This is a genomic window from Corynebacterium lemuris (assembly GCF_024919295.1).
GTDB lineage: Bacteria > Actinomycetota > Actinomycetes > Mycobacteriales > Mycobacteriaceae > Corynebacterium > Corynebacterium lemuris.
Genome location: NZ_JANWTC010000016.1, coordinates 39,077 through 52,280 on the forward strand (window position 1 = coordinate 39,077; position 13,204 = coordinate 52,280).

A 13,204-nucleotide genomic window follows, 5' to 3' on the forward strand; every position below is an offset into this window, starting at 1 on the left:
GGGACGCTGGAAGCATAAAGCACTCTGCAAATAGTTCCACTTATGAATGCGATCAACTGAAGTTTTCCCAAGTAGTCACACCATACTGAGGTGAATATATTTATCTCCTCCTGCTACAGGGGCCAGGCAAGCCAAAACAACCTCCCTGAGCTGCAACTAAATGCCATCCAAGAAGCATCGATCTATCCTTATTCCCCATTCAGCCCATATAAATTAAGGCAGAAACTTAATGGCCCATTCTCGGGCTAATCCGGCCCTGACTCCGGACGCAGAAACTCGTGGCGTCCGGTAAAGGGAGTCTGGATCAATTAGGCTCCCGCGATTTAACGGTTCCCCACGGCTAAAGCCGGGGGATTTCCAGCTCAGACCGCATCCACAACCTCCCCGGAGGGCGGCTGCACATGTCTTATGTCCTCAACACTGGTGTGGCCCCGTTCTGCCACAGCCAGGATCACCCTGGCAGCATTCCGGTCCCTGCCTGCGACATGTCCGCAGGCCTGACACCGGAAGGTTCGTTCACCGAGTTCGAGTGCTTGCTTGGCTCTCGCGAAACACTTCGAACACGTCATTGTCGTGTAGGCGGGCGTGACCAGCACCACCTTCCGGCCAGCCCGCTCGGCACTGGTAACAAGTTCGCGCTTGGCCGCACCCATGGCGGCATCAGCGGCTTTCCTGGCCATGGTGGACTTGGTGAGAAACTTTGGCTTGAAGTCCTCTATCGCGATCAGGTCGTGATTGTCGGTGATCTTCTTCGCCCACACCCGGGAATCGTGCTCGGTCTGCCGGGCAGCTTTCTTGTGCAGCTTCGCGGCCTGGCGGCGGGCACGTTTGTACCCCTTCGACTGTTTCTGCCCCTTGCGGCGACGCCGCGCCATCGTGCGTTGAGCCTTGGCCAGCTCGGCGGCACAGCGTCTCCGGTGCCCGAGATAGGGCAGGTCGTAGTGTTCGTCGGTGGTCGTCGCGGTGGTGGACACGCCCCAGTCGATACCGATTCCACCGGTGGCCTCTGGTGCTGGCTCTACTTCGCGGCGGACCACGAACGAGCCGTACCAGTGTCCCAGGCTGTCCTGGTAGACGCGCACACTGGTCGGGTCGGAGGGCAGTTCCCGCGACCACACCACCGGAATCGACACACCCTTGGGCAGTCGCAGTCGACCGTCCCGGATCGAGAACCCGCGGGTGTTGTACTCCAGGGACGCCGACGTGCGTTTCTTCGTCTTGTAGGTGGGCCGACCCCTGCCCTTGATTGTGTAGGACTGCTGGAGTGCCTGCGCATAAGAGCGGAGCGTGGCCTGTTGGGCGACCTGGGATCCTTCCCGCATCCACGCGTTCCTGCCCCGCAGCTCGGTGAGCAGTTTCCCCAGTTTCGTCAGAGTCGGCTTGTTGCCGGTTTTCTGTTGGTGGACTGCCTCGTTCCACAGGAATCGACAGCGACCCCATTCCTGGAGAAGCGATCGCTGCGCCTGCACACCGGGCCTGAGGCGGTAGGTGTAACGCACGATCTCGTCCACACCCTCAGCTATACCCCACTACGCTATAGACCGTCCAGAGGTATCACATCAGATCGGACAACAACGTCGTGTACCGCCGTGCATACCACCTCGTATAGTGCCCGACATGCCGTCGCCCCGTCATCACCGACGATGTGGCGGACAGGCTCACACAGATCGCCTGGGAGGTCGCCACCGACACGGGAATGCGCCATCATGGAGCTGGAAACCATGCCCGATCATGCGCACCTACTCATCGAATGCGATCCGCACTACGGCATCCACCGGCTCGTCAAACAGATCAAAGGAAGGTCCTCACATGCTCTGTGTCAAAAGTTCCCGTCCCTCAAGTCCAGGCTTCCCACGCTCTGGACCAACTCGTACTTCGTCGCAACTGTCGGCGGCGCAACTGTGGAGGTTGTCAAGCAGTATGTCGAAAACCAGCGAAACGTCTAGCGCACCCCTTTCCTCCCCATGCCTGAAGGCAGGGGTTTCCAGGGGTGACCTTAGATGAACTCTTCTATCTCCACTCATCGGCATGGCGTGAAGACCGTGATTGTGCCTGCCGCCGGCATGGGTACCCGTTTCCTACCGGCCACCAAGACCGTGCCGAAAGAGCTGCTCCCGGTCGTGGACACCCCCGGTATCGAGTTGATCGCCGAGGAGGCCAACGCCCTGGGCGCCACCCGCCTGGCGGTGATCGTGGCCCCCAATAAGCAGGAGGTCATGCGGCATTTCGAGCAGTTCCCCAACCTGGTGGAGACACTGACCGCACGGGGGAAGTTCGAACAGGTCGAGAAGGTCCAGCGTGCCGGCAAGCTGATGACCCCGGTGGCGGTGGAACAGGCCCGGCCTTTGGGCCTGGGTCATGCCGTGGGCCTGGCCGAGAGTGTCCTTGATGATGACGAGGATGTCGTCGCGGTGATGCTGCCGGATGATCTGGTGCTGCCGATGGGGGTGGTGGAGAAGATGGCCGCGGTCCGCGCCGAGCTGGGGGGTTCGGTGTTGTGCGCGGTGGAAGTGCCCCGGGATGAGGTCTTCAACTACGGGGTGTTCGACATCGCGGAGATCCCGGCGGACTGTGATCTGCCGGCTGAGCGGGTCAAGCGTGTGGTGGGGATGGTGGAGAAGCCGGATCCGGCGGATGCGCCGTCAACCCTGGTGGCCACGGGCCGGTATCTGCTGGACCGCGGCATTTTTGATGCGTTGCGTCGGATTGAACCTGGCAAGGGTGGGGAGATCCAGCTCACGGATGCGATTGAGTTGATGATTAGGGAGGGTCATCCGGTGCATATCGTGGTGCATGAGGGTAAGCGTCATGATCTGGGTAATCCGGCGGGGTATATCCCGGCGTGTGTGGATTTCGGTCTGTCGCATCCGACGTATGGTCCGGGGTTGAAGCGGGCGATCACTGCCATCCTCGCCGAGCATGTGGTCGACGACGAGATCGAGAGCGCCCGATCCCCCGAACCGGCGGCGCTTCGTTAGACAAAGCCGATCTGCCCCGGCCCCTTCAGCACGAGGTCAAGGTCCGAAAACCGCGTGCCTTACCCCTTCTGCGCCCTGACCTCCGAGGGGGTGCATCCGAAGCGTCCACGGAACTCCTGGGAAAACCGGCCCAGGTGGTTGAATCCGCAGGCGTATGCCACCTCGCTGACGCTCCCTCCGCCGCCGCTGGGGGCGGCAAGTAACTGATGCGCGCGGTCGAGGCGGACACGCAGCAGCCAGGCAGTAGGTGATACCCCGACGTACTCCCGGAATACCTGCTGCAGGCGTCGGCGTCCCACCCCCGAGACTGCGGCCAGATCATCCAGGGTCCAACGCCGGGAAGGATCCTGCTCCACTGCATCCCGGACGCGGCGGATCATATAGGGGCCCGGTGGGGCACTCGCTTCAGCCGGCGACAGGAATACAGCCATGGGGGCGGCGATGGAGGCCACCATCGAATCCCGGACTGCAGGTAAAGCGGTCGCAACGGGATCGGAGATGACATGTCCAGCAGTGGATCGGATGAAGTTCACCCACGACTTCCCCTGCTCAGTCCGCAGGTCGAGCGAAGGGGGCACCGTCTCCTCAAATGATCCGGCAACCGCGGAGCCGGCCGGGAGATGCTGATGGAGTGCCGCCCGGCCGATCTTGATGCCCAGCACCGTCGCATCTGCGTCCCAATGAGTGATGGTGCTGTGCTTGCCAGGAAGGAAGACAGCGGCTTCCCCGGGGCCGGCGGACCAGCTGCGGGAGCCCCGCGTCCAGGACAGGTGGCCGGAAAGCACGATATTTACTTCGTAGGCGTCCTCTGCGTAATCGCAGTCCAGCGCGATGTCAGCACCCCACCGGATTTTCCCCAGGGTCAACGGCCCCAGATCCAGTGTGCGCACGAAGCCCGGGGCGGCTTCCCGCCCGAGCTTCTGCAGTTCATGCGGGAAATAGGCACGCGCGACGGCCGCCTGCATCTCCTTCAGGCAGGTGGAACGCAGATCCTGCACGGTACTGACTTCAGTCATCAATCCCCTCCGGGAAAGGGTGCGCATTCCGGATAGCCGGTGCGCACAACGGATAGAGCAGATGTGATGCACACCATAACATGCACCGCATAGGGACATTCCCCACATCGCCCGTGAGAGAGGATGCACAGATGACACTGACCATGCAGGAGACTCCCCGGTGGATCGCCGAGATCACCATGGCGGAGCTGGAGCGCAACCCCTACCCGTTCTACGAGCGCCTACGAAATGAGGCTCCGCTCGCGTATGTGCCGGTTCTCGGTTCCTATGTCGCCTCGACCCGGCGGATGTGCGAGACCATCGCCAAGCACCCCAAATTCGGTGCGGTGATCACCCGGGCAGGCGGCCGGACTTTCGGGCACCCGGCCGTGATCGGCGTCAACGGTGAAATCCACGATGATCTGCGGTCGATGGTCGACCCCGCCCTCCAGCCCTCGGAGGTGGACAGATGGGTGGAGGGGGTGGTGCGGCCCGTCGCGAAGCGCTTCGTGGCGGAGATTGAGATGACCGGCTCAGCCGACCTGATGGCCGAGTACTGCGAGAAGGTCTCGGTCCGCGCCGTCGGGGACCTGCTCGGGTTGAGGTCGGTCGACGAGTCCACGTTGCGCGACTGGTTCCACCGCCTGAGCCGTTCCTTCACCAACGCCGCATTGGATGAGAACGGGGATTTCGCCAACCCGGAAGGTTTCGATGACGGTGATGCGGCGAAGGCGGAGATCCGGGCCATTGTTGATCCGCTCATTGACCAGTGGATTGCGCACCCGGATGATTCGGCGATGTCGCACTGGCTGCATGACGGCATGCCGGAGGGACAGACCCGCGACCGCGAGTACCTCTACCCCACCCTGTATGTCTTTCTGCTCGGCGCGCTGCAGGAACCCGGCCACGCGATGGGTTCCACCCTGGCGGGGCTGTTCTCCCGGCCCGAGCAGATCGAGGCCGTCATCGATGAACCGGCGCTGCTGCCCCGCGCCATCGCGGAGGGAATGCGCTGGACCTCACCGATCTGGTCGGCCACGGCCCGTATCTGTGAGGAGGACATCGAGATCGACGGTGTCCATCTCCCGGCAAACACGCCGGTGATGATGTCCTACGGCTCCGCCAACCATGACACCAACGCCTACGAGGCACCCTCGGAATATGACCTGCGCCGCCCGCCGCTGCCCCACCTGGCATTCGGGGCGGGCAACCATGCCTGCGCCGGCATCTACTTCGCCAACCACGTCTGCCGCATCGGACTGGAGGAGCTCCTGGACACGCTGCCGAACCTTGAGCTCAAGCCCGATCACGACATCAACTTCTGGGGCTGGGGTTTCCGCGGCCCCACCGAACTGCCCGCACAGTGGGAGGTCTAAGAACCATGATTCAGCACACCGTCTCCATCATCTCCGGGGAAAAGGTCCCCTGCTCCCCCGACCAGCCGCTTCTTGATGCCGCCCTCCGCCAGGGCGTCTGGCTGCCCAACTCGTGCAACCAGGGCACCTGCGGCAGCTGCACCGTCCGCGTGGTGGAGGGCAGCGTCGACCACCGCGACAGCCCGCACGTCACCCTCTCCCCCACCGACCGCAGCCAGGGCATGGCGCTGGCCTGCCAGGCCACCCCGTGCGGCGACGTGCTCATCGAACCCGCCCACGGCGCGGACGGCTCGAGCACTGTCCATCCGCTGCGCGACTTCGTGAGCACCGTGGCCAGCGTCGAGGACATCGCCGAGCAGACCCGCCGGCTCATCCTGCTTCTCGACGCCCCGCTGGCCTTCACCCCCGGCCAGTACGTCGAGCTCACCGTCCCCGGCACCGCTGACAAACGTCACTACTCCATCGCCAACATGCCCGGCGCTGACGGCACCGTCAACGAGATCGAGCTGCACATCAAGCGCGATCCCGGCGGCGTGGCCTCCGACCGTTGGGTCTTCGGCAGCATCACCCCTGGCGAGCAGGTGGAGATCAGCGGCCCGCTCGGAGACTTCCGCTGCACCGACACCGAGTCCGACGGCGGGGTGATCATGATCGCCGGCGGTACCGGCCTGGCCCCGATCCTGCCCATCTTGCAGACCCTGCTGGCCGCCCGCCCGGAACGGGAGGTCCACCTCTACCAGTCCGCCCGCACCGAGGTTGAACTCTACGCCCGGGAGCTGCTGGCCACGCTGGAGGCCCGCCACCCGAATCTCCACGTCAAACCCTGCCTGACCCGCGAGACGTGGGAGGGACGCACCGGCTACGCCTCCGAGATGATCCCCGAGGAATTCGGCACGCTGCGCGGCTGGTCCGGTTACCTCTGTGGCCCGCCCGCACTGGTTGACGCCGGCCGACGCGCCTTCAAACGCCGCCGTATGTCGCCCCGGCAGATCCAGTGGGAGAAGTACACCACCGCCGTCACCGAGGAGGTTCCGGTTGCGGTGTAGACAGTGAACAGCCGGGCCGATCCGGGATCGTCACCCTGACGGGCAGCGGCATCCTGAGGGCTTGTCTGGGCCCGGAGGGCAGGTCAGTGGAGAAAAACACCGCCACTACCCTCAACAGTTCGAACCAACGAAAAGTTTCAGGCCCTCCCACCGTTGAGGTGGAAGGGCCTGAGCCGGGAATAGGTCCCGGTGCACGACATTGTGGGGCCAGCGGGACTTGAACCCGCGACCTACGGATTATGAGTCCGCGGCTCTAACCAACTGAGCTATGGCCCCTTTGTGAACCTGCTCAGTATATCTACAACACTCATGAGCGGACACATTGCCGGCCCTTCACTCTCCTGCCGTCCCACTCCAAACTGACGCCGATCTTCACTAGATCAACAAGCTCTTCTTAAAAAGGTCCTTCAAGCTGGGGATTTGTGGGTTTCAGGAAGCTGCCATATAGTAATGAAACGTTGCAGGGGAGCGAGAGCAAACCCCAGCACCACAATTTAATCCCCTATAGCTCAGTTGGCAGAGCATTCGACTGTTAATCGAAAGGTCACTGGTTCGAGCCCAGTTGGGGGAGCAGATCAAGAGCCGCCGGATTTCCGGCGGCTCTTTTCGCGTCTGGGGTGTCGACCGGAGCCATCCCAGCCCAACCGCCGGAACCTAAACCAGTGTCGCCAGCACACCCGCACACGCCACCAGCAGTACCGGCACCTCCGCCATACCGAGACGTTTAGCGTTCCAGTCTGCACCGGCCCGGGCAGCCAGCGGGATGTAGATTGCCCGGAACAGCGCAATCAGCATCGCTGCAACCATGAGCAGGCCAGCCACCCAGCCCACACTCCACAGCAAGGCCATCCCCAGAACCGCCAGCACAGCCACCCCGTGGTAGCTGATTGAGCCGGCGAGATACCGCGGGTTGCCCCGCTCCCGGATCATCGACTTCACGAAGGGGATCGTCCCGGAGAAATACACCGCCAGGAAGAGCATGCTCGTCCAGGCCAGCGGCCCAACATCCAGCGGCGTCGCAGCTCCCATCTGTCCCACCATGGTCAGCGCCGGATAAAGCAGTGCTGAAGCCACGGTCGTGGCCACACCCGACAGCGTCGAGCGTCCCCTGCCCGCCAGCGTCTCCCCCACCGCGACAGCTACGAGTGGCGCGAAAGGCACCGCCCACCAGGACAGTTCCGGCTGCAGCAACAGCGCCCCTACGATCCCCACCGAAGCTACCGCTCCGTACACATACACCGGTTTCAGGTACCGGGCCCGACGCCTCGGATTCCGCGCCTTCACCGCCAGGCCGAAGGCGAAGAAGGCGAAATAACCGAAGAACCACGCCACCAGGACAGCGGACAGCACCGCAAGATAGCCCACGGGAGCACCCGTACGAACCCCCATAGTCACCCCGGAAATCAGCCCCAGGACAGCCGGGCTGATGAGCATCGCCCATGCGCCATGCTGGTTGGGCACCCACGGAGAAATACCCTTCCTGCGCCGCACCCCACTCCCACGCGCCCCACCCCGACGCGCCCTCCCGGATGATGCTGTCTCCTGAGTTGTGGTTGTCATGCCCCCTACCCTATATCAACCGAAAGTTTGATATATCCCGCTCAAACTCCTTCCGGGGCACCCGTCTCATTCATCGCCGTGCCCCATCGAGAGGCCTCACCGATGATGTCCAGCTCTCCGACATTGGCGTAGACAAGGGCGATGAATGCCAGAGCGGCTGATGCTCCTCCGGCTAAACGCCCCGCGTACTCCCCGCTCACCGCCACCTCCTGGTCAGATACCTGCTGATATGAAAATACCCCGCTACGTACTTAAAGTCCCGCACTTCTTCTTAAATATTCGCCTATCGTGATATTTCCACCGGGATATTTTCAGCGACCTTCCAGACACCCACCGCCACAGCGGAGCCTGCGCCCGAAACCATATCTAGGCTGGGCACCATGACCACCCCGCTCGAGGACTACGCCCTGCTCTCCGACATGCGCACCGCCGCGCTGGTCTCAAAGGAGGGCAGCATCGACTGGCTGTGCGTACCCAGGTTCGATTCGCAGGCGGTGTTCACGGCCCTGCTCGGCACGGAGGAGCACGGTCACTGGACCATCGAGGCCCCAGGTGGGCATGTCTCCAGCCGCCGCTACATCGGTGATTCCTTCGTGCTGGAGACCACGTGGACCACCCCCACCGGGGTCGCTACCGTCACAGACTTCATGCCCATTGATCCGGGCACCCAGCAGTACCGCTTCACCGACATGATGCGGGTGGTCCACTGCATCTCCGGCACGGTCGACATCCGCACCGCCCTGCGCCTGCGTTTTGATTACGGCCGTGCCACCCCCTACTACCGCTACTGGGTGAATGATCCGGATGAGAACATCGGCGAGATCCTCAGCGTCGCCGGCCCAGATTCGGTCCACCTCATCGGCCCCTATCTCACCCTCAATGAGGACTCCAACGCCCACCTCGGGGAATTCACGCTCCAGGAGGGCGATCAGCTCGAGTGGGTACTCACGTGGTTCCCCTCCCATCTGCAGATTCCCTCCGCCCCCGATTACTCCAAGGCGCGCGACATCACGCAGCACACGTGGGAGAGCTGGGCTGCCGGCAACACTTACACCGGTGAGTACCAGGAGGAGGTCAAACGTTCCCTGCTGGTGCTCAAGGCGCTTACCGACGCCCGCACCGGCGGCATCGTCGCCGCCCCCACCACCTCCCTGCCGGAGGAGTTCGGCGGGCAGCGCAACTGGGACTACCGCTATGTATGGCTGCGGGATTCCGCCTGGACCATTGAGGTACTCGTGGAATCCGGTTTCACGGCGCGTGCCACCGACTGGCGCAACTGGCTGTTGCGCGCCATCGCCGGTGATTCGAAGCAGCTGCGCATCATGTACGGTCTGCGCGGCGAGCGGCACCTGCCCGAATTCGAACTCGATCACCTGCCGGGTTATGAGGATTCGCGCCCGGTGCGCATCGGCAACGGCGCCGCCGAGCAGTACCAGGCGGATGTGGTCGGCGAGGTCATGATCGCCCTGGAGACGCTGCGTATCGCCGGCATCGACGACGACGAATTCTCCTGGGACCTGCAGCGGTCCATCCTCGCCTTCCAGGAGGAGATGTTCGAGGCCAAGGATCACGGCATCTGGGAGATGCGCAGCGCACCCGCCTACTTCACCCACGGGCGCGCGATGATGTGGGCGGCCTTCGACCGCGGCATCAAGGCCGTGGAGAACCACGGTCGCACCGGCCCCGTCGAGCGCTGGCGGGAGCTGCGCGAGTCGCTTCGCGACGAAATCTTCACCCACGGCTGGAATGACCAACTCCAGTCCTTTACCCAGACCTACGGCAGCACCGCCGTCGATGCCTCCCTCCTCCAGCTCGCCCAGGTTGGCTTCCTCCCCTACACCGACCCCCGCATGCTCGCCACCGTCGACCGCATTGAAAAAGAACTTCTTAGCGACGACGGCTTCCTCCACCGCTACCCCACCGGCACCGGCGTCGACGGCATCGCCGGCGAAGAATACCCCTTCCTCCTGTGCTCCTTCTGGCTCATCGAGCAGTACGCCCACTCCGGTCGTCTCACCGAGGCCTGCGAGATGATGGAACGCATCCTCGCCGTCTCCTCCGACCTCGGTTTGCTCGCCGAGGAATACTCCCCCACCCACCAGCGACTCGCCGGCAACTACCCCCAGGCCTTCTCCCACCTCGGTCTCATCCGCGCCGCAGCAGCCATCAGCCACCCGGAGACACCCGTCGATCCGGAAGCCTCACGGTAGGCTGGGCGGAGATCTCTTCCACACCACTTCTTTGAGGAGCAGTACCCCACATGATCCAGTTGGTCATCGGAGCAGCCGCCGGCTACGTCCTGGGCACCAGAGCCGGACGCCGCCGATTCGAACAGATCAAGAAGGGTTACGAAACCGCCATCAACTCCCCGGCGACCAAGGCAGCAGTCAAGGCCACCCGCAAAGCGATTGCCGACCGCCTGGACCCCCAGCCGCGGATGAAGGAAGTCAAAAACCTGCGGGGCGAGGATGGGTCTGCGGTGCTGGAGCCGGATCAGGATTAGTTCAGCAAGGGTTGGTAAGCCAGAACTTGATGTAGCCGCCGACCTCGTGACCGATTTGGTAGGGGACCCGGTTCCAACGAATATAATCCGGGTATTTAACCACCACATCTATGTTCGCGCACTGCTCGAACATTGTGTGCACTCGACGGGCGTGCATTCGACCGGTCACGACAGTCGCGGTGGTCCAACCTTGCGTTTCGGCCATCTTCCCCATAGTGAGGGCCTCGCCAGTCGTCGTGACGGGGTCGGGCGTGAGACACCACGTCTCGAGTGCTGCCTCAGGCATATCTATCCCACGACAATGTGCTGAACCGACTCTATCCTTGGTGCCCGATGGATTAGAGACCACAAAATACTGTGATACTCCATCCTCAATCAATTGAGCTCCTAATTCGTGTCTCCCATCGGAGTAGCCAGCGATCACCATGACCGCATCGCTGGGAACGGGCATTTCTTTGGGAGGGTAGAGCAACCAAGCGGGAACACCAACAGTTAGGGACAAAAAAACTAGGACACCGGCCATAATCCGTCGCGATATCCTACTCCGCCGCCTCGCGGCTGGCCCTCTTCCGATGTCCACGTAGTTAAGTGTAGGCGGTAAACGGATATTCGGCCCTTCACTATGGGCTTGTGAGGCTTTGGACTGACCCTCCTGGAACCTGACTTAGCCTGGATTCACCGATGTGATTTAGCGGTAGGCGGCGTGGAAAAAGAGAAATGCCCTTCTGAACTGGGATAATCAAGCTTGTCTAGAGTTCGATTCTCCTGCCCAGAAAGGCACCTCACAGGTGCAACTATCTCACACTCCCGCCGCACTATCTATTTCCTTCGATGACCCCAACCTCGTGTCGGCCGCAGGCCTGGTCCCGGTCATGCGCCTGGCCGATAAAGCAGGCCTGTCCACCCTGGCGCAGCAACGAATGACCGTCGCAGGCGACAAGGGCGCCAACGCCGGGGCGAAGATCACCACCCTGATCGCCGGCATGGTCGCCGGTGCCGACTCCATCAACGATATGGACCAGCTGCGCCACGGCGGCATGAACCGACTGTTCACCCGGATCTACGCACCGTCGACCCTGGGGTCGTTCCTGCGGTCGTTCACCTTCGGACACGTGCGCCAGCTGGATGCGGTCGCTTCCCGCTTCCTGATGGGCCTGGCTGACCAGGCACCGGGCCTGGTGCCCGCCCCGGCTACCACCAGCAGCAGGGGACGTGACGGTGGGTATGTCTTCATTGATGTCGACGACACCATCATCGAAGTCCACGGGCATCAGAAACAAGGTGCCGGTTTCGGTTACTCCGGTATCCGTGGGCTCAACGCCCTGCTGGCCACGGTGACCACGAAGGATTCTGCTCCGGTGGTTGTGGCCCAACGCCTGCGCCGCGGCTCGTGCGGCTCCCCGCGCGGTGCTGGGCGCCTGATCGCCGATGCGATCACCACCACCCGGCGTTTACCAGGACTCCAGCACCAGAAACTCCTGATGCGGGCGGACTCCGCGTTCTACGGTCGCCCCAGCATCCGCGCGGCGATCAAGGCCGGGGCGGATGTGTCAGTTACGGTACGGATGGACCCCAACGTGAAACGAGCCATCGCCACCATCGCTGATGGGGCGTGGACAACCATCCGGTACACCGACGCGCTTTTTGATGAGGACACCCAGCGATGGATCTCCTCGGCCGAGGTCGCGGAAGTACCGTTCACCGCGTTCGCCTCGAAGAAGGAGGCTGATCAGGTTCCGGGACGGCTGGTGGTGCGCCGGATCCCGGAACTGAACAAGAAAGATATTGATCAGCCGGGACTGTTTGACCTGCATCGTTTCCACGCGGTGTTCACCACCGCTGACCCAGACCTCCTCGATACCGTGGCCGCGGATAAGAGGCTCTTCCGGTTTCGGAGTGCGTAGCGGGGTGAAGAAGACCACCACGGGTTCAGCGGGTCACCACAACATATAGGGGTCCCCGGTGTGAAGATGAAAGTTCCTACACAACCATCTGAACACACCAGGGACCCGCACCTTGCAGACTACTGGCAACCTCGTCGCCGACACCATCTGCCGCACCGCCGAGATCGGCTTGACGATCACCGGCGCCGCCGATGCCGGCACCATCACCATCATCGACGCCACCCCGGTGGCCGTGACCACCACCTGCCCCGACTGCGGGCACCCCGGGAAGCTGCGTGACCACATCCTCCGCCGACTCGTTGATCTTCCCGTCGTCGGCTTCCCCACCCGGCTGGATGTCCGCGTCCCCCGCTTCCTGTGCACAGCCACGTCGTGTCCGAGGAAGATCTTCCAGGCATCCCTGGCCTGCGCGGATGACGGTGCCAAGCTCACCCACCGGGTCACCCGCTGGATCTTGCAGCGCCTGGCGATTGACCGGATGAGTGTGTCTGCCACGGCCAAGGCACTGGGCATCGGCTGGGACCTGGTCAACCAGGTCGCACTGGATGCCTGCCACAGTCTTGTCTACGAAGACCCGCACCACCTCGATGGCGTCCGCATCCTCGGCGTCGATGAGCACGTCTGGAAACACACCCGAAAGCCAGGTCAGCCGTCCAACCTGGTGACCATCCTTGTGGACCTCACCCCCCTGGTCGACGGCCGCGGGCCCGCCCGACTGCTGGACATCCGCCCCGGACGCAGCGCAGAAGTGCTGCGCACGTGGCTGCAGGAACGCGACCCCAGCTTCCGGAAGCAGGTGTTATGGAGCTCTTTTCGGTAGCGGGGTTGGGTCTATCCGGTAG

The 13,204-nt window shown here is 62.9% G+C and carries 8 protein-coding genes, 2 tRNA genes and 3 pseudogenes; 9 read left to right on the plus strand and 4 right to left on the minus strand.

Annotated elements, in window-relative coordinates:
- Window positions 1-362: 362 nt before the first annotated feature.
- A complete protein-coding gene (locus NYP18_RS13780) occupies window positions 363-1,511 on the minus strand; it encodes an RNA-guided endonuclease InsQ/TnpB family protein (RefSeq protein ID WP_259428773.1) in 1,149 nt (382 codons plus the stop codon).
- Between the two features lie 47 nt (window positions 1,512-1,558).
- On the opposite strand from NYP18_RS13780, the pseudogene tnpA reads away from it, so the two are divergent.
- A pseudogene (gene tnpA / locus NYP18_RS13785) lies at window positions 1,559-1,946 on the plus strand (IS200/IS605 family transposase).
- Between the two features lie 54 nt (window positions 1,947-2,000).
- Window positions 2,001-2,978 (plus strand): UTP--glucose-1-phosphate uridylyltransferase, encoded by a 978-nt coding sequence (locus NYP18_RS13790; protein WP_259428774.1) that lies wholly within the window; start codon window positions 2,001-2,003, stop codon window positions 2,976-2,978.
- A 59-nt stretch (window positions 2,979-3,037) separates the two neighbouring features.
- On the opposite strand, the gene NYP18_RS13795 is transcribed toward NYP18_RS13790, so the two are convergent.
- Window positions 3,038-3,994, minus strand: coding sequence for an AraC family transcriptional regulator (locus NYP18_RS13795; RefSeq protein ID WP_259428775.1), 957 nt, complete (start codon window positions 3,992-3,994; stop codon window positions 3,038-3,040).
- Between the two features lie 143 nt (window positions 3,995-4,137).
- Between NYP18_RS13795 and NYP18_RS13800 the strand changes: the two genes are divergently transcribed.
- Both NYP18_RS13800 and NYP18_RS13805 read left to right on the plus strand, forming a co-directional pair.
- Window positions 4,138-5,349 carry a cytochrome P450 gene (locus tag NYP18_RS13800; protein ID WP_439648103.1) on the plus strand — a complete coding sequence of 404 codons (1,212 nt, stop codon included), beginning with the start codon at window positions 4,138-4,140 and terminating at the stop codon, window positions 5,347-5,349.
- 5 nt (window positions 5,350-5,354) lie between these two features.
- A complete protein-coding gene (locus NYP18_RS13805) occupies window positions 5,355-6,395 on the plus strand; it encodes a 2Fe-2S iron-sulfur cluster-binding protein (RefSeq protein ID WP_259428777.1) in 1,041 nt (346 codons plus the stop codon).
- A gap of 202 nt (window positions 6,396-6,597) precedes the next feature.
- Here NYP18_RS13805 and NYP18_RS13810 read toward each other — a convergent pair.
- Window positions 6,598-6,671 (minus strand) — tRNA-Ile (locus NYP18_RS13810).
- Between the two features lie 222 nt (window positions 6,672-6,893).
- Between NYP18_RS13810 and NYP18_RS13815 the strand changes: the two genes are divergently transcribed.
- Window positions 6,894-6,966, plus strand: a tRNA-Asn gene (locus NYP18_RS13815).
- Between the two features lie 83 nt (window positions 6,967-7,049).
- Here the strand turns inward: NYP18_RS13815 and NYP18_RS13820 are convergent.
- On the minus strand, window positions 7,050-7,856 hold the full coding sequence (locus NYP18_RS13820) for a YwiC-like family protein (RefSeq protein ID WP_259428778.1): 807 nt from the start codon (window positions 7,854-7,856) through the stop codon (window positions 7,050-7,052).
- A 479-nt stretch (window positions 7,857-8,335) separates the two neighbouring features.
- Between NYP18_RS13820 and NYP18_RS13825 the strand changes: the two genes are divergently transcribed.
- The 4 genes and pseudogenes from NYP18_RS13825 to NYP18_RS13840 all read left to right on the plus strand — a co-directional run.
- Window positions 8,336-10,165 carry a glycoside hydrolase family 15 protein gene (locus NYP18_RS13825; protein WP_259428779.1) on the plus strand — a complete coding sequence of 610 codons (1,830 nt, stop codon included), beginning with the start codon at window positions 8,336-8,338 and terminating at the stop codon, window positions 10,163-10,165.
- Between the two features lie 50 nt (window positions 10,166-10,215).
- Window positions 10,216-10,458 carry a hypothetical protein gene (locus NYP18_RS13830; protein WP_259428780.1) on the plus strand — a complete coding sequence of 81 codons (243 nt, stop codon included), beginning with the start codon at window positions 10,216-10,218 and terminating at the stop codon, window positions 10,456-10,458.
- Between the two features lie 788 nt (window positions 10,459-11,246).
- A pseudogene (locus NYP18_RS13835) lies at window positions 11,247-12,335 on the plus strand (IS1380 family transposase); the annotation flags it as partial.
- A 139-nt stretch (window positions 12,336-12,474) separates the two neighbouring features.
- Window positions 12,475-13,161: pseudogene (locus NYP18_RS13840) on the plus strand (transposase family protein); the annotation flags it as partial.
- Window positions 13,162-13,204: the final 43 nt, after the last annotated feature.

What these genes read in the sequence shown, in the direction of transcription:
- NYP18_RS13800 (WP_439648103.1), top strand. Translation starts at nt 4,138, where the DNA reads ATGCAGGAGACTCCCCGGTGGATCGCCGAGATCACCATGGCGGAGCTG.
- NYP18_RS13825 (WP_259428779.1), top strand. Translation starts at nt 8,336, where the DNA reads ATGACCACCCCGCTCGAGGACTACGCCCTGCTCTCCGACATGCGCACC.
- NYP18_RS13805 (WP_259428777.1), top strand. Translation starts at nt 5,355, where the DNA reads ATGATTCAGCACACCGTCTCCATCATCTCCGGGGAAAAGGTCCCCTGC.
- NYP18_RS13795 (WP_259428775.1), bottom strand. Translation starts at nt 3,994, where the DNA reads ATGACTGAAGTCAGTACCGTGCAGGATCTGCGTTCCACCTGCCTGAAG.
- NYP18_RS13790 (WP_259428774.1), top strand. Translation starts at nt 2,001, where the DNA reads ATGAACTCTTCTATCTCCACTCATCGGCATGGCGTGAAGACCGTGATT.
- NYP18_RS13830 (WP_259428780.1), top strand. Translation starts at nt 10,216, where the DNA reads ATGATCCAGTTGGTCATCGGAGCAGCCGCCGGCTACGTCCTGGGCACC.